This is a genomic window from Clostridium sp. AF34-10BH (assembly GCF_003478095.1).
Classification (GTDB): Bacteria; Bacillota; Clostridia; order Lachnospirales; family Lachnospiraceae; genus Acetatifactor; species Acetatifactor acetigignens.
On record NZ_QUEC01000001.1, the window covers coordinates 217,389 to 239,682 of the forward strand.

Annotated in this window: 21 protein-coding genes; all 21 read left to right on the forward strand. The window is 49.9% G+C overall.

Features of this window, described 5'->3' with window-relative positions; all coding sequences use genetic code 11:
* Positions 1–14 precede the first annotated feature (14 nt).
* The 21 genes from DWZ61_RS01050 to DWZ61_RS01145 all read left to right on the forward strand — a co-directional run bounded on the left by DWZ61_RS01050 (position 15) and on the right by DWZ61_RS01145 (position 22,274).
* The gene (locus tag DWZ61_RS01050; protein WP_022313649.1) at positions 15–1,613 is read left to right on the forward strand and encodes a peptide chain release factor 3; all 1,599 of its coding nucleotides are present in this window, start codon (positions 15–17) and stop codon (positions 1,611–1,613) included.
* Between the two features lie 37 nt (positions 1,614–1,650).
* Entirely contained in the window at positions 1,651–2,877 is a 1,227-nt protein-coding gene (locus tag DWZ61_RS01055) for a transglutaminase domain-containing protein (RefSeq protein WP_118537162.1), read from the forward strand.
* A 50-nt stretch (positions 2,878–2,927) separates the two neighbouring features.
* Positions 2,928–3,314, forward strand: coding sequence for an Asp23/Gls24 family envelope stress response protein (locus DWZ61_RS01060; RefSeq protein ID WP_022313651.1), 387 nt, complete (start codon positions 2,928–2,930; stop codon positions 3,312–3,314).
* 21 nt (positions 3,315–3,335) lie between these two features.
* Positions 3,336–3,746 (forward strand): transcription antitermination factor NusB, encoded by a 411-nt coding sequence (gene nusB / locus DWZ61_RS01065; protein ID WP_022313652.1) that lies wholly within the window; start codon positions 3,336–3,338, stop codon positions 3,744–3,746.
* Positions 3,739–4,962 (forward strand): exodeoxyribonuclease VII large subunit, encoded by a 1,224-nt coding sequence (xseA, locus tag DWZ61_RS01070; protein WP_347475399.1) that lies wholly within the window; start codon positions 3,739–3,741, stop codon positions 4,960–4,962. The genes nusB and xseA overlap by 8 nt, the downstream gene beginning before the upstream one ends.
* Before the next feature lie 58 nt (positions 4,963–5,020).
* Positions 5,021–5,260, forward strand: coding sequence for an exodeoxyribonuclease VII small subunit (gene xseB, locus DWZ61_RS01075; RefSeq protein ID WP_227061530.1), 240 nt, complete (start codon positions 5,021–5,023; stop codon positions 5,258–5,260).
* Between the two features lie 43 nt (positions 5,261–5,303).
* The gene (locus tag DWZ61_RS01080; protein ID WP_118537163.1) at positions 5,304–6,227 is read left to right on the forward strand and encodes a polyprenyl synthetase family protein; all 924 of its coding nucleotides are present in this window, start codon (positions 5,304–5,306) and stop codon (positions 6,225–6,227) included.
* A gap of 14 nt (positions 6,228–6,241) precedes the next feature.
* On the forward strand, positions 6,242–8,095 hold the full coding sequence (gene dxs, locus DWZ61_RS01085; protein WP_117464856.1) for a 1-deoxy-D-xylulose-5-phosphate synthase: 1,854 nt from the start codon (positions 6,242–6,244) through the stop codon (positions 8,093–8,095).
* A 17-nt stretch (positions 8,096–8,112) separates the two neighbouring features.
* A complete protein-coding gene (locus DWZ61_RS01090; protein WP_117464857.1) occupies positions 8,113–8,994 on the forward strand; it encodes a TlyA family RNA methyltransferase in 882 nt (293 codons plus the stop codon).
* A 20-nt stretch (positions 8,995–9,014) separates the two neighbouring features.
* Positions 9,015–9,884, forward strand: a complete 870-nt coding sequence (locus tag DWZ61_RS01095; protein ID WP_117568638.1) for an NAD(+)/NADH kinase — start codon at positions 9,015–9,017, stop codon at positions 9,882–9,884.
* 31 nt (positions 9,885–9,915) lie between these two features.
* Complete coding sequence (gene argR / locus DWZ61_RS01100) at positions 9,916–10,368, forward strand: arginine repressor (RefSeq protein ID WP_022313659.1); 453 nt, start codon at positions 9,916–9,918, stop codon at positions 10,366–10,368.
* A gap of 15 nt (positions 10,369–10,383) precedes the next feature.
* Positions 10,384–12,072, forward strand: coding sequence for a DNA repair protein RecN (gene recN / locus DWZ61_RS01105; RefSeq protein ID WP_117464858.1), 1,689 nt, complete (start codon positions 10,384–10,386; stop codon positions 12,070–12,072).
* 182 nt (positions 12,073–12,254) lie between these two features.
* Positions 12,255–13,163, forward strand: a complete 909-nt coding sequence (gene pfkB / locus DWZ61_RS01110; protein ID WP_118537164.1) for a 1-phosphofructokinase — start codon at positions 12,255–12,257, stop codon at positions 13,161–13,163.
* Positions 13,164–13,199: 36 nt separating this feature from the next.
* The gene (locus tag DWZ61_RS01115; RefSeq protein WP_118537165.1) at positions 13,200–15,116 is read left to right on the forward strand and encodes a fructose-specific PTS transporter subunit EIIC; all 1,917 of its coding nucleotides are present in this window, start codon (positions 13,200–13,202) and stop codon (positions 15,114–15,116) included.
* 89 nt (positions 15,117–15,205) lie between these two features.
* Positions 15,206–15,463: an HPr family phosphocarrier protein gene (locus tag DWZ61_RS01120; RefSeq protein ID WP_022313664.1), complete on the forward strand. Its 258-nt coding sequence runs from the start codon at positions 15,206–15,208 to the stop codon at positions 15,461–15,463.
* A 37-nt stretch (positions 15,464–15,500) separates the two neighbouring features.
* Complete coding sequence (ptsP, locus tag DWZ61_RS01125; protein ID WP_118537166.1) at positions 15,501–17,153, forward strand: phosphoenolpyruvate--protein phosphotransferase; 1,653 nt, start codon at positions 15,501–15,503, stop codon at positions 17,151–17,153.
* The gene (locus DWZ61_RS01130) at positions 17,147–17,890 is read left to right on the forward strand and encodes a DeoR/GlpR family DNA-binding transcription regulator (protein ID WP_118537167.1); all 744 of its coding nucleotides are present in this window, start codon (positions 17,147–17,149) and stop codon (positions 17,888–17,890) included. Before ptsP ends, DWZ61_RS01130 begins: the two co-directional genes overlap by 7 nt.
* Before the next feature lie 110 nt (positions 17,891–18,000).
* Positions 18,001–19,353 carry a SpoIVB peptidase gene (spoIVB, locus tag DWZ61_RS01135; RefSeq protein ID WP_182426960.1) on the forward strand — a complete coding sequence of 451 codons (1,353 nt, stop codon included), beginning with the start codon at positions 18,001–18,003 and terminating at the stop codon, positions 19,351–19,353.
* Positions 19,354–19,424: 71 nt separating this feature from the next.
* Positions 19,425–19,562 carry a hypothetical protein gene (locus DWZ61_RS19555; RefSeq protein WP_182426961.1) on the forward strand — a complete coding sequence of 46 codons (138 nt, stop codon included), beginning with the start codon at positions 19,425–19,427 and terminating at the stop codon, positions 19,560–19,562.
* A 49-nt stretch (positions 19,563–19,611) separates the two neighbouring features.
* Positions 19,612–20,145, forward strand: a complete 534-nt coding sequence (locus tag DWZ61_RS01140) for an 8-oxo-dGTP diphosphatase (RefSeq protein WP_118537168.1) — start codon at positions 19,612–19,614, stop codon at positions 20,143–20,145.
* The gene (locus DWZ61_RS01145) at positions 20,142–22,274 is read left to right on the forward strand and encodes an ATP-dependent helicase (RefSeq protein ID WP_243026327.1); all 2,133 of its coding nucleotides are present in this window, start codon (positions 20,142–20,144) and stop codon (positions 22,272–22,274) included. Before DWZ61_RS01140 ends, DWZ61_RS01145 begins: the two co-directional genes overlap by 4 nt.
* Positions 22,275–22,294: the final 20 nt, after the last annotated feature.

Below are 22,294 nucleotides of genomic sequence, written 5' to 3' on the forward strand. Positions count from 1 at the left end.
GGAGGACTATAGTAGTGAGTAATAATTATACAGAAGAGATCAACCGCCGCCGGACGTTTGCCATTATTTCCCACCCGGATGCCGGCAAGACGACCCTGACCGAGAAGTTCCTGCTCTACGGAGGAGCCATCAACCTGGCAGGAAGCGTAAAGGGTAAGGCAACGGCCAGACATGCGGTATCCGACTGGATGCAGATTGAGAAAGACAGAGGTATTTCCGTTACCTCTTCCGTATTGCAGTTTGAATATGACGGTTACTGCATCAATATTCTGGATACCCCGGGACATCAGGATTTCTCTGAGGATACCTACCGTACCCTGATGGCAGCGGACTCCGCAGTTATGGTCATCGATGCTTCCAAGGGTGTCGAGGCCCAGACGAGAAAGCTGTTCAAGGTCTGCGTGATGCGCAAGATCCCTATTTTCACCTTCATCAACAAGATGGACCGTGAGGCAAGAGATACCTTTGAATTGCTGGATGATATCGAGAAGGAGCTTGGCATTGCCACCTGCCCCATTAACTGGCCCATTGGTTCCGGTAAGGAATTCCAGGGTGTCTACGACCGTGAGAAAAAGTGTGTGATCGCATATTCCGATACGGAGAAGGGAACGAAGGAAGGAACTTCCACCGAGATCCCCATTCAGGACGAAGAACATCTGAAGGAACTGATCGGAGAGGATGCAGCGGACAAGCTGCTTGGCGAGGTGGAACTGTTGGACGGTGCCAGCGCAGAGTTTGATCTGGAGGAAGTGCAGAAGGGTAACCTGACCCCGGTATGCTTCGGATCTGCTTTGACCAACTTCGGTGTGGAGATCTTCTTAAAGCATTTCCTGAATATGACTACCACGCCGCTGCCAAGAAAAGCAGACATCGGCATGATCAACCCGACGGAGCATGAGTTCAGTGCCTTTGTTTTCAAAATCCAGGCTAACATGAACAAGGCTCACAGAGACCGTATCGCATTCATGCGTATCTGCTCCGGTAAATTCGATGCCAACATGGAAGTGCGTCATGTGCAGGGCAATAAGGTTATGAGATTATCCCAGCCCCAGCAGATCATGGCGGATGAACGTAAGATCTTAAACGAGGCTTATGCGGGTGATATTATCGGTGTCTTCGATCCCGGCATTTTCTCCATCGGAGATACACTGTGCATGCCCAGGGAGAAGTTCCAGTATGAAGGTATTCCGACCTTCGCACCGGAGCATTTTGCCAGAGTGCGCCAGGTGGATACCATGAAGAGAAAACAGTTCGTCAAGGGCGTAGAGCAGATCGCTCAGGAAGGTGCCATCCAGATCTTTCAGGAGTTCAATACCGGTCTGGAAGAGATCATCGTCGGTGTGGTAGGTGTGCTGCAGTTCGATGTACTGAAATACCGTCTGGAGAACGAATATAACGTGGAGATCCGTCTGGAGAACCTGCCTTATGAGCATATCCGCTGGATCGAGAATAAGGATGAGATCGACCTGGCCAAGCTGTCCGGTACTTCCGATATGAAGAAGGTCAAGGACATGAAGGGTAATCCTTTATTGCTGTTTGTGAATTCCTGGAGCATCGGCATGACTCTGGACCGTAATAAGGGACTGGTGCTGACGGAGTTCGGACGCAATTAGTAATTATATGGAAACAAAAAGTGTGTAGGGGGATAGAATGCGGAATAAGAAAAAGTTATGTGCCGGAATTCTGATGTTACTGCTTTTGACAGGATGCTCCTCACAGGAGGTTCTGCAGGAAGTACCCCAGACCATCGTGCTGCCCGAGTCACAGATAGATACTATGCCTGTGCAGGAGACGGCGGCTGCGGAAAATGACAATACAGAGAGCTTTTCCCTTTTAGAGGAGGGAGGCTCTCGTTTTGCATATGAGAGTCTGGATGCGCAGGAACAGATCTGGTATCAGGAGATCGAGCAGGCGATTGGGTCTATGGATGACACGATCAAACTGTCCACGGAACCGTTGGAACAGGGAATGGATGAACAGGACATTGACAAAGTATTTCAGTGCGTGCTGATAGATCATCCGGAGATTTTTTACACCACAGGATATACTTATACCAAATATTCCAGAGGGGAGAAAACCGTAGGAATCGACTTCGCAGGCACTTACGATCAGACGAAGGAAGAGGCCGTAGCGCGGGCGGAGGCCATTCGCAGTGTGACGGCGGAATGGCTGTCCGGTATGGAAGAGGCGGCTTCTGAGTACGATAAGGTAAAAGCGGTGTATGAGGCGGTCATCTTTTCCACAAATTATGATCTGAGTGCGGCGGATAATCAGAACATTGCCTCGGTATTCTTAGGAGGAGCCTCTGTCTGCCAGGGATATGCCAAAGCCACCCAGTATCTGTTGAATCATCTGGGGGTGATGTGCACCCTGGTGCAGGGAACGGTGGATACCGGAGAAGCTCATGCCTGGAATCTGGTACAGGTGGACGGGGACTATTATTATGTAGATACCACCTGGGGAGATGCCTCTTACCGCATGGAGAATGGCAGCGAGCAGAGGAGCCTGCCGGAGATCAATTATGATTATCTGTGCGTGACTACAGAGGATCTGCTACGGACGCATCGTATCGAAGCGGTGATCCCTATGCCGGAATGTACGGCGACGGAAGCAAATTATTATGTGCGGGAAGGTTCCTACTTTACTTCCTATGACCATGAACAGATGCAGGCGGTCTTCGACAGAGCCATAGAGGGCGGCAGAACGGAAGTGACGATAAAATGTGCAGATGAACTCTGTTATCAGGAAATCTGTCATGCATTGATCGATGAGCAGGAGATTTTTCCCTATATGCAGATACAGGGGAACAGCAATACCGTCACTTATGCCCAGAACGGGAAACAATTATCCTTGACTTTTTGGGTGACAAATGAATAAGGATTTGGTATACTGTAACTAATTAGTTATTATTAGGAGGATCAGCTATCATGGAAAAAGAAATAGATAAGAAGAACCTGGTATTAAGGGAAGACGAGAGCATCGGTACCGTACAGATCGCCGATGATGTAGTGGCTATGATCGCATCTTTAGCGGCTACCGAGGTAGACGGTGTCAGCGCCATGGCTGGTAATGTTACCAACGAACTCATGAGCAAGGTAGGCGTTAAGAGCCTGACCAAGGGTGTCAAAGTAGAGGTGCTGGACAAGAATGTGACCGTGGATCTGACTGTGACCATGGAGTACGGTTACAATATTCCCGCTACCTGTCAGGCAGTACAGCAGAAGGTGAAAAATGCCATTGAGAATATGACAGGACTGACCTGCTCTGATGTGAACATCCGTATTGCCGGTGTGAACATGAAGAAGGATAAATAAGAGGAATTACAGGAAGATATTATGGGAAGACACGAGCAGAGAGAACAGGTTTTCAAACTTTTATACCGCGTGGAGTTTCATGCACCGGAGGATATGCCGGAACAGATCGCATTGTTCCGCGAGAATAATGAGGAAGTTCCTTCCTGGCAGGATGCAGATGCCATTGCGGCCCGCTTTGAGAAGATCAGGGAGAAAATCCCCGAGCTTGACAGGCTGTTGAATGAGAATACCGAAGGCTGGGATACCACCCGTATGGGAAAGGTGGAGCTTGCAGTACTGCGCCTTGGTGCATATGAGCTGCGCTATGATGACGATATCCCGAATGGCGTTGCTATTAACGAGGCAATCGAGATTGCCAAAAAGTACGGACAGGAAAGCTCTGGCGGATTCGTCAATGCGATCCTTGCCAAGATCATGAAATCCGGTGAGTAGGATACAGAACGTAATCAGCGTACGACAACTGAATACTTATATCAAAAATATGTTCACGCAGGATTACTTTTTACAGATGGTATCTGTAAAGGGTGAGGTAAGCAACTGTAAATACCATCCCTCTGGACATATTTATTTTACGTTAAAGGATTCTGCCAGTGCCCTGAACTGCATTATGTTCGCCGGAGACCGGAGAGGTCTGGGATTCCGGCTGACGGAAGGGCAGCAGGTAATTGCGAAGGGCAGTGTGAGTGTATTTGAGCGTGACGGCAGATATCAGCTGTATGTGAAGGAAGTGACGCAGGACGGCGCCGGAGCCCTCTATGAAAAATACGAACAGCTAAAACGGGAACTGGCGGAAGAGGGCATGTTTGCTCCGGAGTACAAGCAGCAGATTCCGAAGTATATCCATACCCTTGGGGTAGTCACGGCAGATACCGGCGCTGCTGTCCGGGATATCATACAGATCGCCTCCAGACGGAATCCTTATGTGCAGATTATTTTGTATCCGGCGCTGGTACAGGGGGCTTCGGCGGCTCCTTCCATTGTGAACGGAATCCATGCACTGGAGAGACAGGGCGTGGATGTCATGATCGTGGGACGCGGCGGCGGCTCCATTGAGGATCTGTGGGCGTTCAACGAGAGAATGGTGGCACAGGCAGTATTCGACTGCTCTGTTCCCATTATTTCGGCGGTTGGACACGAGACGGATACCACGATCATTGATTATGTGGCGGATCTGCGGGCACCGACCCCGTCGGCAGCGGCAGAACTGGCAGTGACACAGGTCAGTGATATTGAGAATGAGATTCTGGACAGACAGGACAGGCTGTATCAGCGGATGGGACGAGTGCTTCAGCATAAGAGGCAGCAGGCGGATCAGATGGAAATGCGCCTGAAATATTTAAGCCCCGCCAGCCGGATACGGGAGAAGAGGACTTACAGCATACAGCTGGAAGACCGGCTGCAGAACCGGCTGCAGGCGATCCTGCGGGAACGCAGACATAATCTGGCATTGTATATTGAGAGAATGAAAGCGGTCTCTCCTTTGGAAAAGTTAAACAGTGGTTTTTCCTATGTGGAGGATACCGATGGGAAAAATATCCGTTCCGTGACCCAGGTGGAAGCAGGGGAGCGCCTGCGGATCCGGGTGAGTGACGGCGTGATCGATACCCGGGTGGAACAGATACAGAAGGAAGAAAGACTTCCCGGATAGCATTTACCGGTATCCGGGGGGATGCAGATAGATGCGGGCAGCAGACGGAGGTGCTATTTTGGCAGGAAAAAAGAAAACGGAAGCACAGGAACCACAGAGCCTGGAAGAGAATTTTTCCGCAGTGGAAGAACTGATCGGACAGCTGGAAGCAGAGGATATTTCCCTGGAGGAAGCTTTTACGGCGTACAGCAAGGGCATGAAGCTGCTGAAACAGTGCAGCGAACAGATCGACCGGGTGGAAAAACAGGTCATGAAGCTGAACGAAGAGGGCGGACTGGAACCGCTGGATCCCCAGTAAGCATACAAGTATACCGGCAGGTAGAGGAAGGTTGGCATCAGACATGGAAGAAACATTATTCAGACAGGAATTGCAGAAGAGAACGGCAGCAATCGAAGAATTGCTTAAGGAATATCTTCCGGCGGAGGAAGGATACCAGAAGACCGTTATTGAAGCTATGAATTACAGCCTTATGGCAGGCGGAAAGCGTCTGCGTCCCATGCTGATGCAGGAGACCTATAAGATGTTCGGCGGCGACGGTGATATTATAGAGCCTTTTATGGTGGCGATCGAGATGATCCATACATATTCTCTGGTACACGATGATCTGCCGGCCATGGATAATGACGAGTACCGCAGAGGCCGCAAGACTACCTGGTCTGTGTACGGAGACGGAATGGGAGTTCTGGCAGGAGACGGACTGCTCAATTATGCCTTTGAGACTGCATTTCGTGCTTTTCCGGCATGCACCTCGGGAGAACCGGTAGATCCGAATTACCCGAGAGTGGCGGCGGCACTGAATATTTTAGCCCGCAAGGCAGGAATCTATGGGATGATCGGCGGCCAGAACGCAGACATTGAAGCGGAGGAACAGGCAGAACCTCTGACCACAGAACAGATCCTGTTCATCCATGCCAACAAGACGGCAGCCCTGATCCAGTCGGCCATGACTATCGGAGCTACGCTGGCAGGGGCAACCGATGAAGAGATTGCGGCATTGGAACTGTGTGCCTACAATGTCGGCATTGCATTCCAGATCCAGGATGACATTCTGGATGTGATAGGGGACAGCAAGGAGCTGGGAAAAGCTACCGGAAGTGATGCACAGAATCATAAGCAGACCTATGTGACTTTACACGGACTGGAAGAATCCGGCAGAGAAGTGGAACGGCTGACCGGGGAAGCGGTAGCGATTCTGGACAGCTTTTCGGGAGAACATGAATTCCTGAAGGAGCTGTTGCTGCACCTGGTCCATAGAACGAAATAGCAGAGGAAAAGCCAATGTTACTGGATAAGATCGAGAAAGCAAACGATATCAAAAAAATAGATAAATCAGACTATGGGGAACTGGCGGAGGAGATTCGGCAGTTCCTGATCGAAAAGATCAGTGTGACCGGGGGGCATCTGGGTTCGAACCTGGGAGCGGTGGAACTGACCATGGCACTTCATCTTGCTCTGAATCTCCCGGAGGACAAGATCATCTGGGATGTAGGTCATCAGTCTTATACCCACAAAATATTAACGGGCCGCAAGGACGGTTTCGATGTCTTACGCCAGTTCCATGGCATGAGTGGGTTCCCCAAGAGAAAAGAAAGTGATTATGATGCATTTGATACCGGACACAGTTCTACCTCCATATCCGCAGGACTGGGACTGGTGAAGGCAAGAGATCTCAAAGGGGAGAAGACCACCATTGTATCCGTGATCGGAGACGGCTCTCTGACAGGAGGCATGGCTTACGAGGCCTTGAACAATGCAGCCAAACTGGAGACGAACTTTATTGTGGTATTAAACGACAACAATATGTCCATCTCCGAAAATGTGGGCGGTGTTTCCAAATATCTGAACAATATCCGTACGGCGACCGGATATCTGGATCTGAAAGAGGGCATATACAACGCTCTCAAGAGAAAACCCGGTGGCGACGGTATTGTCAACAGTATCCGCCGGGCCAAGAGCAGCTTCAAACAGCTGGTGATCCCCGGGATGTTTTTTGAGGATATGGGAGTGACTTATTTAGGCCCGGTAGACGGACATGATATCGAAGGCCTGATCAAGGTCATTGAGGAAGCCAAGAGAGTCAAGGGAGCTGTGCTGGTGCATGTGATTACCCAGAAGGGCAAGGGCTATGGACCGGCGGAGAAACATCCCGCCAGATTCCACGGGGCAGAGCCTTTTGACATCGAGACGGGAATTCCTTCCCATCCCCGCACCGTGGCCAATTATACGGATGTGTTTTCCACCGTTATGTGCAAGCTGGGCCAGCGGGACGAACGGGTAGTGGCAATTACGGCAGCCATGCCGGACGGCACCGGCTTAAAGCGCTTCCGGAATATGTACCCGGACCGGTTCTTTGATGTGGGAATTGCGGAGGAACATGCGGTGACCTTCGCAGCAGGACTGGCAGCAGGAGGCATGAAGCCTATTGTTGCGGTGTATTCTTCATTTTTACAGAGAGCCTACGATCAGATCCTGCATGATGTGTGTATTCAGAATCTGCCGGTAGTGTTTGCTATAGATCGTGCAGGGCTGGTGGGGAGTGACGGTGAGACCCATCAGGGTATTTTTGATTATACCTATCTGTCGGGAATTCCCAATATGCATATCTGTGCGCCGAAGAACAAATGGGAATTATCAGATATGATGAAGTTTGCCGTGGCACTGGATGCGCCCATTGCGGTGCGATATCCCAGAGGAACGGCTTATGCCGGACTTGCCGAACACCGTGCCCCCATTGAACTGGGCAAGGCGGAGTGGATCGCAAGAGAGGGCGGTATCGCATTGTTTGCCGTAGGCAGTATGGTAAAGACAGCGGAGGAAGTCCAGAAGCTTCTGCATGAAAAGGGTTACAAGGCAAGTATCATCAATGCCAGATTTATCAAGCCCATTGACGAAGAGGCAGTACTTTCGGCCTGTGAAGATCATGAGATGATCGTGACCATGGAAGAAAATGTCCAAAGCGGAGGATTCGGAGAAAAGGTGTTGGACTGTCTGAATGACCACGAGAAACGGATCAAATGTGTCATGGCAGCTATTCCCGATGCTTATGTGGAACATGGAAATGTAGAGCTTTTGAAAAAGGAGATCGGATTGGATGCGGAAAGCATCACGGAGAAAATTCTGGAAAGATTATAAATAATTAGGAGACGAAGATGAAAGAACGACTGGATGTGATTCTGGTAGAGCAGGGGTATGCTCCTTCCAGAGAAAAGGCAAAAGCCATCATAATGTCCGGCAATGTCTATGTCAACGGACAGAAGGAAGACAAGGCCGGCACCGGATTTGATGTCAGCAAGATCAAACTGGAAGTCAGAAATCATACCATGAAATATGTCAGCCGCGGAGGCCTGAAGCTGGAAAAGGCAATGGAACAGTGGGGATTTCTGCTGGACGGCATGATCTGCATGGATATCGGTGCATCTACCGGAGGCTTCACGGACTGCATGCTCCAGAACGGAGCCACGAAGGTGTATTCCGTGGACGTGGGACAGGGGCAGTTAGCCTGGAAACTGCGGAATGATGAGCGGGTGGTATGCATGGAACAGACCAATTTCCGTTATGTGACCCCGGAGGATATCCCGGATGCTCTGGATTTCGCCAGCGTGGATGTGTCCTTTATTTCTCTGACCAAGATTTTGATCCCGGCGAGAAATCTGTTAAAGACCGGCGGACAGATGGTGTGTCTGATCAAGCCCCAGTTCGAGGCCGGCAGAGGCAAGGTGGGCAAGAACGGTGTGGTGAGAGAGCCTCAGATCCACGAGGAAGTGATCCGCAAGATCATCGATTATGCGGACAGCATCGGTTTCGAAGTACTGCATCTGGAATATTCCCCCATCAAGGGACCGGAGGGCAATATCGAATATCTGCTGCATATCCGTAAGCCGGAGGAGATCTCCGAAGAAAAGCTGGCGCTGACCGAGCATGAAGCGGAGAGCGCCTTACAGACTATTATAGAGGAAAAGACCGGACTGTCCTATACCCCTGAATGGGATGCCGTAATCAAAGGTATCGTAGACAACTCTCATACCCTGTAACAGACAAGGAGTGCGAAGCTATGAAGCATTTTCTGATATATACCAACAAGCATAAGGATCAGAAGCTTGCGACCACGAAACGAATCCAGAATTATCTGGAAACCAAAGGCTGTACGGTGAAATTAAAGGTCAAGGAATCCGACTGGAAGGAAGAAGCGGATTCCGTGGCGGAAGAGGAAGCAACGGACATTCCGTTAGATGTGGACTGCATGATCGTATTGGGCGGCGACGGCACGGTGCTGCAGGCAGCCAGAGAGACGAAGAAGATCCTTGTCCCCATCATCGGAGTGAATCTGGGAACCGTAGGTTATATGACGGAGATCGAACTGTCTGGATTAGAGGAATCCCTGGACCGCCTGATCCGGGATGACTTTAAGAAAGAACGCAGAATGATGTTAAACGGTAAAGTCTGCTGTGCGGATGGAACCGTGTCGGAAGGCTGGGCTTTGAATGACATCGTCATTTCCCGAAGCGGATCCCTGCAGATCATAGAATTCAACATCTATGTCAACGGACAGCTTCTGAATCATTACAAGGCAGATGGAATGATCGTGACTACACCGACAGGATCCACGGGATATAATCTGTCGGCGGGCGGGCCGCTGGTGGAGCCCAAGGCGAAACTGATCACCCTGACACCGATCTGCCCCCACAGCCTGAACCAGAGAAGCATTATCCTGTCCCCGGAAGATGAGATCGTTATAGAGATTCCCGGTGGCAGAGAGGGCAAAAGCCAGACCGTGGAAGCCAATTATGACGGCAGCCACAAAGTGACCATGTGTACCGGAGACCGGATCCGTATTGTGCAGTCGGAGAAGATCACCGAGTTTATTCAGCTGAATCAGGTAAGCTTCCTGGATGTATTGCATCGGAAAATGAGAGATTCCTGACGAATTGTTGTGAGAAAGGCATGAGGTCAAGATGAAGAAAACAAGACATCGCAAGATCGTGGAGATTATAGAAAAAAGAGATGTGGAGACCCAGGAGGAACTGGCGGGCTATCTGAAGGAAGCCGGTTTTGCTGTGACACAGGCTACCGTATCCAGAGATATCAGAGAACTGAAGCTGTCCAAAGTACCCACCGGTGGCGGCAAACAGAAATACGTCATTTTAAAACAGGATGACAGTCATATGGGAGATAAATACATCCGCGTCCTCAGAGACGGTTTTATCTCCATGGATATGGCACAGAATATTCTGGTGATCAAGACCGTATCCGGCATGGCCATGGCAGTGGCGGCGGCACTGGATGCCCTGAAATTCTCCGAAGTGGTGGGATGTATCGCCGGAGATGATACGATCATGGTGGCAGTGCGGACCGTGGAAGATACCCAGATCCTTATGGACAAGATCCATCTGATGATAGAAAGGTAAGACAGGGGGAAATACATGCTTCGTAGTTTACGCGTGAAAAATCTGGCTCTTATCCGGGAGACAGAGGTAGAGTTCGGAGAAGGACTGAATATACTGACCGGTGAGACCGGTGCCGGTAAATCATTACTCATTGGATCAGTGAATCTGGCACTGGGAGGAAAGTTCGAGAAAGACATGCTCAGACGGGGAGAAGAGAACGGTCTGGTGGAACTGGTCTTCGACTGCGAGGAAGAAAGGCTGGCGGAAAAATTAAAGAGCATGGATCTGGAACCTTCGGAAGACGGAACCGTGATCCTGAGCCGAAAACTTTCCTCCGGGAAAAGCATCTGCCGTATCAATGGAGAGACCGTGACGGCAAAGCAGGTGAAGGAACTTTCGGAGCTGCTGATCGATATTCACGGACAACATGAGCACCAGTCTCTGCTAAACAAGAAAAAACATATGGAGATCCTGGATGCCTATGCGGGAGCGGAATTTGCAGAATGCGCAGGGCGGGTGGCTGCACTTTATCATGAATGTACTGCCCTGGAGAAAAAGATCACAGAGGAAACTCTGGATGATACCTCCAGAAGCAGAGAACAGTCTCTGGCGGAATTTGAACAAAAGGAGATCGCGGATGCTTCCCTGCAGCCCGGAGAAGATGAGGAACTGGAACAGGCGTACCGCAAAATGTCCAACAGCCGAAAAATTGCGGAAAGCCTGGCGGAGAGCTATCAACTCAGTGGCAATGATGCGGAAGACGGTGCCGGGAATTCTTTGAGCAGGGCACTGCGGGCATTGCGTAGTGTGACCATGTATGATCCTGCACTGGAACAGATGGAGGAACAGCTGGCAGAGGTGGAAAGTCTTTTGTCAGATTACAATCATGATGTCTCCGAATATATGTCGGATCTGGAATTTGATGAAGAGGATTTTCGCAGTACAGAGGATCGTCTGAATACCATCAATCACCTCAAGGGAAAATACGGCAACACGATCGAAGAGATCCTGCGGTACAAAGAGGAAAAAGAAGCTTATCTGGAAAAACTAGCGGATTATGATGCCTATATGCAGAAATTGAACGCCGAGTGGGAGGAAAAGCAGGCGTTACTGAAGAAAGCCTGTGAAGAACTGTCTGAGATCCGCAGAAAAAACGCAGCGGTACTGACGCAGAAATTGAAAGATGCGCTGATAGGTCTCAATTTCCTGACGGTGGAATTTGACATCGCAGTCAGACCCGGTCAGGCCATTACAGCAAAAGGCTATGATGATGTGGAATTCCTGATTTCCACCAATCCCGGAGAAAGTCTGAAACCTTTGAACCAGGTGGCCAGTGGCGGTGAACTGTCCCGGGTGATGCTGGCGATCAAAACGGTACTGGCAGGGAAAGATGCCATTGATACATTGATCTTTGATGAGATCGATACCGGTATCAGCGGCAGAACCGCATGGAAAGTAGCGGAGCAGCTGAGTATTCTGGCAGGAGCCCATCAGGTCATCTGTATCACTCATCTGCCTCAGATCGCAGCCATGGCGGATGTGCATTTCATTATTGAAAAGAGCAGTACCGATGATATGACCATTACGGACATTCACAAGGTGGCAGAAGAGGAAAGCCTGGCGGAGCTGGCAAGACTGTTAGGCAGTGATGCACTGACGGAAGCGGCGCTTTCCAATGCAAAGGAAATGAAAGAACAGGCAAACGGGTTTAAAGAAGCCAGATAAGGGAAATGCTATAGTGAAAGAAACATTGAAAAAGGATGAAGAAATACTTCATCCTTTTATTTTGTGCAAATTCAACCAAAATAAAGCACCATATTTGTGAATTAAATTGATTGAATTTGACTGAATATGAAGATATAATAACATCATAAGAACAAGAAAGATGACAGACAGGAGGGATAGAAATGATTTGTACCGTGACCTTCAATCCGTCACTGGATTACATCGTGTCCGTGGATGACTTTCAGCTGGGGATGACGAACAGAACCTCATCAGAGCTGATTCTTCCGGGAGGAAAGGGAATCAATGTATCTATCGTACTGAAGAATCTGGGACTGGATTCCACAGCCCTGGGATATGCGGCGGGATTCACCGGAGAGGAACTGATCCGAAGATTGAACGAGTTTGGCGTAAGTGCTGATTTCATCAAAATCGATCACGGAATGACCAGAATCAATCTGAAGTTGAAAAGTATTGACGGAACAGAGATCAATGGCTGTGGCCCGGATATTGATGCAAAAGCTTTGGAACAGCTGATGGAAAAGATTGACAGACTGGGAGACGGAGATGTCCTGGTATTGGCAGGAAGTATTCCTTATACCATGCCGGATGACATTTATCAGAGAATTCTGGAGAGAATTCAGGGAAGAGGTGTTCTCACCGTAGTGGATGCCACCAGAGACCTGCTGGTAAAGGTATTGCCGTATCATCCTTTTCTGGTAAAACCCAACAACCATGAATTGGGGGATATCTTCGGTGTGAAGCTCTCCACAAGGGAAGAGGTGGTTCCATACGGCAGGAAACTGCAGGAGATGGGAGCACAGAATGTACTGATTTCCATGGCAGGGGAAGGTGCGGTGTTGATCGCAGCGGACGGACAGGGCATGGAAGCTCCGGCACCGAAGGGAACACTGGTGAACGGTGTAGGTGCAGGTGATTCCATGGTGGCAGGTTTCCTGACCGGATGGATGGAAAAGAAAGATTATGTACATGCGTTCCATATGGGAATTGCTGCAGGAAGCGCCAGTGCATTTTCCGAGAATCTGGCCACCGGAGAAGAAGTCTTGCAGGTATTACAGCAGGTAGAACAATAACAATGATAAATATAAAAAGAGAGGATGGGTCACAACATGAGAATTACAGATCTTTTGGACAAAAATAGTATTTCCCTGAATGCGGCACCGGCTGACAAAAAGGAAACATTGGATCTGGCAGTGGAACTGATGGCAAAAAGCGGAAAGCTGTCTGATGTGGAGAAGTATCGTGAACAGGTCTATGCAAGAGAGGAAGAGAGTACCACGGGAATCGGAGAGGGCATTGCGATCCCTCACGGAAAATGTGATGCGGTAAAGGCCCCCGGACTGGCAGCCATGGTGATCAAAAACGGTGTGGAGTATGAATCTCTGGACGGGGAACCGGTGACACTGCTGTTCCTGATCGCAGCACCGAATACAAAGGATAATGTACATCTGGATGTGCTGAGCAAACTGTCCGTGATGCTGATGGATGAAAATTTTACCACTTCCCTGAGAAACGCAAAAAGCGTAGATGAGTTTTTACAGATCATTGATGCAGCAGATGAAAGTGCCAAGAGCATTGATGACAGATTAAGTGATACCGGTATTACCACCGAAGAGAATAAGGGCGTTAAGCTTCTGGCAGTGACCTCCTGTCCTACCGGAATCGCTCATACCTATATGGCAGCGGAAGCTCTGGAAAAGGCAGCAAAAGCAGCAGGATGCCAGATCAAGATCGAGACCAGAGGCTCCGCAGGCGCAAAAAATGTACTGACTGCAGAAGAGATTGAAGCGGCGGACTGCATCATCGTGGCGGCTGATGCCAAAGTACCCATGGACCGCTTTAACGGCAAGAAAGTCATCAGCTGTCAGGTATCCGACGGTATCGGCAAGGCAGAACAGCTGGTAGAACAGGCAGTAAACGGTAATGTGGAAGTCTTCCACGGTGAGAACGGAGAGGCAAAGGCAGCCGTAACCGGTAAGGAAAGCGCAGCTCATAAGATCTATACCCAGCTGATGAACGGCGTATCCCATATGCTTCCTTTCGTAGTCGGCGGTGGTATCCTGATCGCCATTGCCTTCCTGATCGATGGCCTAAGCATTGACATCAATGCACTTCCGGCAGATCAGAGAGGCAATTTCGGTACGATCACTCCGGTAGCGGCAATGTTCAAGAATATCGGCGGCGTGGCATTCGGACTGATGCTTCCGGTACTGGCGGGCTTCATCGGTATGGCAATCGGTGACAGACCGGCACTGGCACTTGGCTTTGTAGGTGGCATGATGGCAGCCAACGGAAAGTCCGGATTCCTGGGTGCACTGGCAGCAGGTTTCCTGGCAGGCTATCTGATCCTGGGACTTCGCAAGATCTGCGATAGGCTTCCCGATGCCATTGAAAAGCTGGCACCGGTACTGATCTACCCGGTAGTGGGTATCCTGATCATGGGACTGGCAATGAATTTCGTGGTAGAACCGATCATGGGTGGCATCAATACAGGACTGAATAATTTCCTGAGTGGTATGGGTGATTCCAGCCGGATCGTACTGGGACTGATCCTGGGCGGCATGATGGCTATCGATATGGGTGGCCCCTTCAACAAGGCAGCTTATGTATTCGGAACCGCAGCAATTACCGCAGGCAACTACGATATCATGGCAGCTGTTATGATCGGAGGTATGACTCCTCCCTGTGCCATTGCACTGGCAACCCTGTTATTCAAGAATAAATTCACCAAGGAAGAGAGAGACGCAGGTCCCACCAACTTCATCATGGGCCTGGCGTTCATCACCGAAGGTGCGATTCCTTTTGCAGCATCCGATCCTCTGCATGTGCTTCCTTCCTGCATCATCGGTTCGGCACTGGCAGGCGCCCTGTCCATGGCATTCCACTGCACACTGATGGCACCTCACGGCGGAATTTTCGTATTCCCTGTAGTAGGTAACGCAGTGATGTATCTGGTGGCACTGGTGGCAGGTACGGTAGTGTCCGCACTGCTGTTGGGTGTATTGAAGAAAAAAGTAACCACATGAGCAAAAGGAAAGCTCTGAAAGAGCGGTTTTACGAATGTGGGTGCTGAATAGTTACCGTAATATAAAAAATCAGAAAAGGAGATAAGAAAATGAAAGAATTTAAATATGTTATCACAGATCCCGAAGGTATCCATGCCCGCCCCGCAGGAGAACTGGTAAAGGCAACAAAGGAATTCCAGAGTGCCATCACTCTGACCAAGGACGGCAAGACCGGAGACTGCAAGAGAATCTTCGGCATCATGGGTCTGGCTGTTAAGGCCGGCAACGAGATCACCCTGACCTTCGACGGTGAGGATGAGGAAGCAGCTTATGCAGCTGTTACGGAATTTGTGAAAGCAAACCTCTAAGTAATCATAATATTATCGTCAGGAGAGGAGAAAAGTCATGGAAGTCTACCAGGGAAAAAGTGTATTCGGCGGAATTGCCATTGGCAGGATCAGTGTTCATAAGAAGGATGAGCAGCAGGTAAAGCGTGTGAAGATCGAGAATCCCGACCGGGAGATCGCCCGTTACAGACAGGCCAGACAAACCGCCATGGAGCAGCTGCAGAATCTGTACCAGAAAGCCTTGAAAGAAGTGGGAGAAGCCAATGCAGCTATTTTCGAGATTCATCAGATGATGCTGGAGGATGATGATTACAATGAGTCCATTGAGAACATCATTCATATGCAGCAGGTGAATGCAGAGTATGCGGTGGCTTCCACCGGAGACAATTTTGCACAGATGTTTGCCTCTATGGAGGATGACTACATGAGAGCCAGATCTGCGGATGTCAAAGACATTTCCGAGCGCGTATTAAGCGTGCTGGGTGGCAGAACGGCAGGCATGGCGGCATCGGAAGAACCCGTGATCATTGTGGCAGACGACCTGGCACCCTCCGAGACGGTACAGTTGAACAAGGATCTGGTATTATCCTTTGTAACGGTACATGGATCTGTGAATTCCCATACGGCGATCCTGGCCCGCACCATGAGTATTCCGGCACTGATCGGCACCGATATCCCTCTGACCGATGCCATAGACGGAAAACTTGGTATCGTGGACGGACGAAACGGCTGCATCTATGTGGATCCCGATGAAGATACTCTGTCGAAAATGCAGCAGCTAAAGCAGGAGGAGCAGGAGAAGAAAGAACTGCTCCAGACCTTAAAGGGACGTGAAAATATCACTATTGACGGTAAGAAGATCATGCTCTATGCTAATATAGGTAACAGCAAGGATCTGGCGGCCGTATTGCGGAACGATGCCGGCGGCATCGGCCTGTTCCGCAGTGAGTTTTTATATCTGGAGAGAGAAACCTTCCCTACCGAGGAAGAACAGTTTCAGATCTACCGCACTGTGGCGGAGACCATGGCGGGAAAGCCTGTGATCATCCGTACACTGGACATCGGTGCAGACAAGAAGTGCGATTACTTCGAAATGGAACCGGAGGAAAATCCGGCCATGGGATGCCGTGCCATCCGTATCTGTCTGACCAGACCGGAGATCTTCAAGACACAGCTCCGTGCATTGTTCCGTGCCAGCGCATTTGGTAATATCTCCATTATGTATCCTATGATTATAAGTGTGGAGGAAGTACATCAGATCAAGGAAATCGTGGCAGAGGTAAAGCAGGAACTGACAGAACAGGGGGTGGCTTTCGGAGAACCGAAGCAGGGTATTATGATCGAGACACCGGCTGCCGTCATGATGAGCGCAGAGCTGGCGAAGGAAGTAGATTTCTTCAGTATCGGCACCAATGATCTGACCCAGTATACACTGGCCATCGACAGGCAGAATCCGAAGCTGGATGCATTTTACGATCCGCACCATCCAGCAGTGCTTCGCATGATACAGATGGTCGTGGAGAATGCCCACAAGGCAGGTATCTGGGCGGGCATCTGTGGAGAACTGGGAGCAGACCAGACACTGACCAGACGTTTCCTTGCAATGGGTGTGGATGAATTATCCATGTCTCCCGGAAGTATTCTTCCCGTGCGTAAGATCATACTGGAGACAGATGTGACAAAGGAAAGAGAAAATAACAATTTATGCTGACAGAACAACGTTATGAGATCATTCTGAAATTATTGGAAGAAAAAAACAGCATTACGGTGGCCGAGGTAAAAGATCTGTTAAATACGTCGGAATCCACGGTACGCCGGGACATCACAGCATTGCATAATGCCGGGAAGCTGGTAAAGGTCTTTGGAGGTGCTGTGGCATGTGACCGGACGGTGATAACACATGAACCCACGGTGGAACAGAAGGCAGAAGTCAATGTGGAAGCCAAACAGCTGGTGGCTGCCAAGGCGGCAGCACTGATCCAGCCGGAGGATTTCGTCTATCTGGATGCCGGAACCACCACGGCATGCATGCTTTCTTTTCTGACGGAGAAAAGTGCCACCTTTGTGACCAATGCAGTAGCTCACGCCAAGACGCTGGCAGCAGCGGGATTCCGCGTGTATCTGGTCGGCGGAGAATTGAAGGGCTCCACGGAGGCTGTGGTAGGCAATCAGGCACTGATGAATTTACAGAGCTATCATTTTACCAAAGGCTTTTTTGGAACCAACGGGATCAGCAGGCAGAGTGGCCTGACCACACCGGATATGAATGAGGCCATGGTGAAAAAGACTGCCATGGGACAATGCAGAGAATGTTTTATTCTGGCAGATCATTCTAAGTTCGGAAATGTCAGCTCTGTGACCTTCGGGGCGTTTCAGAGCGGAACGATTCTGACGGACGACTGCCCGGAGGAATATAAAAGCAGTGGGAATGTGGTCATTTGTGGTTAAACTGGAGAAAACTGTAAACCGCAAATCCCGGTGATCACAGATTAAAAATAGGAATGTGACGTACACTATACCCTATACAGCAATGGCAGAAGTTCAGTGGGGGAATGTGTATGAAGCTATGGATTACGGAAACGGAAAAAGTAAAAAGGCAGGCAGGAGAAGATGCAGTCATCATTTTGCAGCTCTGGAAACAGAAGGTGCGCAGACTGCGGATTTACCGGGCCTGCCTTTGTGCTGCCCTTATCCTGGCCGGTATGGGACTCTTTGGCTACAGCTATTATCTGGTGGACAGCAGTATTCCCTCTGTTATTTATATGCGGGCGGAATCGGAGGAATCACTGGCACTGGATATTCCCGCAAAAGGTGAGATTTTAAGTGTCAGTGAACAGGGAACCAGTAATATTCCCCAAGGTGCCGTGACACTGGATCTGAGTCAGCCGGTGACTATGAAGACCGGAATGACGGACAGCCTTGAGATGCAGGTGAAGCTGTTCGGGATCCTGCCTTTTAAGCAGGTGGGGATCCGGGTGATCGAGGATCAGCAGCTGATCCCGGTAGGTGTTCCCATCGGAATCTATGTCAAGACCGAAGGGGTAATGGTCATAGGTACCGGAGAGTTCCGTTCTGTCAACGGGGAGAAGGTGGCTCCGGCGGAACATATTTTGAAAAGCGGCGATTATGTGGTGAAACTGAACGGCACGGAAGTGGCGGACAAGGATGATCTGATCACCCGGATCGAAAACGGTAATGGAGAAGCAGCGATTTTGACGATCCGGCGGGGCGAAGAATATTTTGATGTTAAAATCGATCCGGTACAGGATCAGACGAAAAAATATAAGATCGGTGTCTGGGTCAGGGACAATGCCCAGGGTGTGGGAACCATGACCTACATTGACAGTCAGGGAAATTTCGGAGCACTGGGGCATGGAATCAATGATGTGGACACCAGCAACCTGATGGAAATGAATGACGGAACCCTGTACCAGACGGAGATCATCTCCATTCAGAAGGGAACGGCCGGTCATCCGGGGGAAATGACGGGAATGATCGTCTATTCTGATGACAGGATTCTGGGGGATATTACCAGCAACAGTGTCCGGGGAATCTTCGGCAAGTGCAATGACAAAGCACTGGCACTGGGAACGGAAGAGGCGATGCCCATTGGATTAAAACAGGAGATCCGAAAGGGACCGGCGCAGATTTTGTGTACCGTAGACGGCACCACCAGATACTATGATATCGAGATCACCGACATTCATCTCGATCATGACAACGTGAACCGGGGAATCGAACTGAAAGTCACAGATTCTGACCTGATCGCCCTGACCGGAGGAATCGTCCAGGGAATGAGCGGTGCACCTATCATCCAGAACGGTAAATTCGTAGGGGCCGTCACCCATGTTCTCGTGCAGGACAGTACCAGAGGATATGGGATTTTTATTGAGAATATGCTGGAGCAATAAGGTTGCCGTCCGGCAGTCAATATGGTAAAATAAATTAAGTATGCATTCAAATGCAAAAATGGATTTGTAATGTGAGGAATAGGGAAAATGCGCTGACGTATGAAGAAGATGCGAAGAAATGTCTGACCGCCGGAATGAATGCACATCTGGCGGAACCGTTCCAGATGGAGAAAGCGATCGCAGCCATTGCGGAACATTGTAAGAAATAATAATTTTGGGCAGATTTTTCAGAGGATAGGGATATAGAGGAGAAAGAAAATGAGTATACAGCAGCTCAGAAATCTGACAACGCTCTGCTATATCGAGCAGGACGGAAAATATCTGATGCTTCACCGGGTGAAGAAGGAAAATGACATTAACAAAGACAAATGGATCGGCGTGGGTGGTCATTTCGAGGCGGACGAAAGCCCGGAGGACTGTGTGCTCCGGGAAGTAAAGGAAGAGACAGGGTATACTCTGACGGCCTACCGGTTCCGGGGAATCATCACCTTTTTATACCGGGACGTCTGTGAGTATATGTGCCTGTATACGGCGGATGGATTTACGGGGGAACCGAGGGAGTGTGACGAAGGAACGCTGGAATGGGTGGAGATCAATAAGGTGGAGGAACTGGATCTCTGGGAAGGGGACAAGATCTTTTTCCGGCTGCTTCGTGAGAACCGCCCCTTTTTCTCCTTAAAACTGTCTTACGATGAGAATGGTATCCTTCTGGATGCAGTACTGGACGGTGAGCCGATAGCGACAAAGGAAGGCAGAAAAACGCCAGAGGCGGAAAGTGGGACAATGAATTGAATTTTACGGAATTTGTACGGAACTATCACATACAGTTAAACGAACAGCAGATGCAGGCGGTACAGGCCACGGAAGGTCCGGTACTGCTTCTTGCGGTTCCAGGAAGCGGTAAGACCACCGTACTGGTCAGCAGACTGGGCTATATGATCTATTGCCTGGGAATAACACCGGAGTCGATCCTGACAGTGACCTATACGGTGGCGGCAACGAATGATATGCGCAGGCGGTTTGCGGGGATGTTTGGAGAAGCGGATGCAGAGCGGCTGGAGTTTCGCACCATCAACGGCATCTCCCAGAAGGTACTGCAATATTTTGCCTACCGTACCGGGAAAACGCCTTTTCAGGTGGCAGACAAGGAAGCCTCGGCGGCCGTCAAACAGTCTTTTCTGGAAGTAACGGGGAAATACGCCACGGAAAATGATATCAAAGAGACCCAGCTGGATATCACCTATGCGAAAAATATGCGTCTGACACCGGAGAAAATCCGGGATATGGACACGGATGTGGAGAAATTCCCGGAGATATTCCGTACTTATAATGCGAAACTCAGGCAGATGCAGATGATCGATTACGATGATCAGATGATCTACGCCCTCAGAATTCTGGAACAGTATCCTGAGGTACTTGCACATTTCAGGGAGCAGTATCGGTATTTCTGTGTGGATGAAGCGCAGGATACTTCGAAAATACAGCATGATATGATCGACCTGCTGGCGGCGCAGAGCCGGAATCTGTTTATGGTGGGAGATGAAGACCAGAGTATCTACGGCTTCCGGGCAGCTTACCCGCAGGCACTTGTCTCCTTTGAGGACAGACACCCGGGAGCAGGGATCCTTCTCATGGAGACCAATTACCGCAGCAGGCAGGAGATCGTCCGGGCGGCGGATACTCTGATCCAGAAGAATAAAAACAGACATCCGAAGAAGATGACCGCGGCCAGAGAAGGTGGTGGCTGCGTTACAGAGATCAAGGCAGTATCCAGACAGGGACAGTACAATTATCTGCTGAAAGTAGCCCAGGACTGTGAACAGGAGACGGCAGTATTATACCGGAATAACGAAAGTGCACTTCCCATCATTGATCTGTTGGAACGTAAAGGATTGTCCTACCGGGTGAAAAATTCGGATATGACCTTCTTTTCCCATCCGGTGGTCAACGATATCTGTGATTTTATTCAGTTGTCTCTGGATCCATGGGATGGGGAGGCATTTCTTCGGATCTATTACAAAATGGGAGCCGGTATCAGCAAAAAGGCGGCCATGGAGGCGGTGGATGCCAATACCAGACGACTGACACTGTTGGATACGGTGGCGGAAATGGATGAGGTATCCGTTTACACCAGAAAACAGTGCAAGGCACTGGCTACCCATCTGGACAATATGCGGTATGAGTCAGCAGGAAAAGCTATCTACCGGATCCTGAATTATATGGGATATCAGGAATTCATGGATACCCACGGGTTGGACAGTGGCAAGGCGGAGATATTAAAGGCCCTGGGAGATCAGGAGAACAGCCTGTTTGATTTCCCTGCAAGATTACAGAAGCTGCAGGAGATGATGCGAGAGGGCTGCGGGGATCCGAAGAGTAAGTTTATCCTGTCCACGATCCATTCCAGCAAGGGACTGGAATACACAAGAGTGTATCTGGCGGATATGCTGGCGGGAGTGATCCCTTCCCAGATTCCGGGGAGGGGCTGTGTATCGGATTCCCCGGAGGCAAATGCCTATGAGGAAGAGAGAAGGCTTTATTATGTGGGAATGACGAGAGCGAAGGAACAGCTGTATGTATTTACCTTTGGACCGAATCTGACCTCTGCTTTTTCAGGAGAAGTGTTTGAGAAAACGAAGCCGTTAAACGCTGTAAGAAAGACCGGTACGGCTGTCGGGATCAGAGGCTCGCTGCTAAAGACACCGGACAAAAAGGTGCAGAAGCTGCCGCCACGGGAAGTGGAGGCCTGCATCGCAGCCTGTGAGTCCGGACGGGAAGTACAGCATCAGAAATACGGAACCGGCAGGATTGCGTCCGTATCGGCTGACGGCATTGCCCAGATTCTGTTTGCAGGCGAAAACAGTACCAGAAAAATATCCCTTCCCATTGCGTTTTCCGGGAAGATACTTACCTTAAAATAATACATACCAGAGAGGGACAG

Excerpts from the sequence above, each read along its gene's own strand:
- DWZ61_RS01055 (WP_118537162.1), top strand. The coding sequence starts at position 1,651 with ATGCGGAATAAGAAAAAGTTATGTGCCGGAATTCTGATGTTACTGCTT.
- DWZ61_RS01060 (WP_022313651.1), top strand. The coding sequence starts at position 2,928 with ATGGAAAAAGAAATAGATAAGAAGAACCTGGTATTAAGGGAAGACGAG.
- nusB (WP_022313652.1), top strand. The coding sequence starts at position 3,336 with ATGGGAAGACACGAGCAGAGAGAACAGGTTTTCAAACTTTTATACCGC.
- DWZ61_RS01080 (WP_118537163.1), top strand. The coding sequence starts at position 5,304 with ATGGAAGAAACATTATTCAGACAGGAATTGCAGAAGAGAACGGCAGCA.
- dxs (WP_117464856.1), top strand. The coding sequence starts at position 6,242 with ATGTTACTGGATAAGATCGAGAAAGCAAACGATATCAAAAAAATAGAT.
- DWZ61_RS01090 (WP_117464857.1), top strand. The coding sequence starts at position 8,113 with ATGAAAGAACGACTGGATGTGATTCTGGTAGAGCAGGGGTATGCTCCT.
- DWZ61_RS01095 (WP_117568638.1), top strand. The coding sequence starts at position 9,015 with ATGAAGCATTTTCTGATATATACCAACAAGCATAAGGATCAGAAGCTT.
- argR (WP_022313659.1), top strand. The coding sequence starts at position 9,916 with ATGAAGAAAACAAGACATCGCAAGATCGTGGAGATTATAGAAAAAAGA.
- recN (WP_117464858.1), top strand. The coding sequence starts at position 10,384 with ATGCTTCGTAGTTTACGCGTGAAAAATCTGGCTCTTATCCGGGAGACA.
- pfkB (WP_118537164.1), top strand. The coding sequence starts at position 12,255 with ATGATTTGTACCGTGACCTTCAATCCGTCACTGGATTACATCGTGTCC.
- DWZ61_RS01115 (WP_118537165.1), top strand. The coding sequence starts at position 13,200 with ATGAGAATTACAGATCTTTTGGACAAAAATAGTATTTCCCTGAATGCG.
- DWZ61_RS01120 (WP_022313664.1), top strand. The coding sequence starts at position 15,206 with ATGAAAGAATTTAAATATGTTATCACAGATCCCGAAGGTATCCATGCC.
- ptsP (WP_118537166.1), top strand. The coding sequence starts at position 15,501 with ATGGAAGTCTACCAGGGAAAAAGTGTATTCGGCGGAATTGCCATTGGC.
- DWZ61_RS01130 (WP_118537167.1), top strand. The coding sequence starts at position 17,147 with ATGCTGACAGAACAACGTTATGAGATCATTCTGAAATTATTGGAAGAA.
- spoIVB (WP_182426960.1), top strand. The coding sequence starts at position 18,001 with ATGAAGCTATGGATTACGGAAACGGAAAAAGTAAAAAGGCAGGCAGGA.
- DWZ61_RS01140 (WP_118537168.1), top strand. The coding sequence starts at position 19,612 with ATGAGTATACAGCAGCTCAGAAATCTGACAACGCTCTGCTATATCGAG.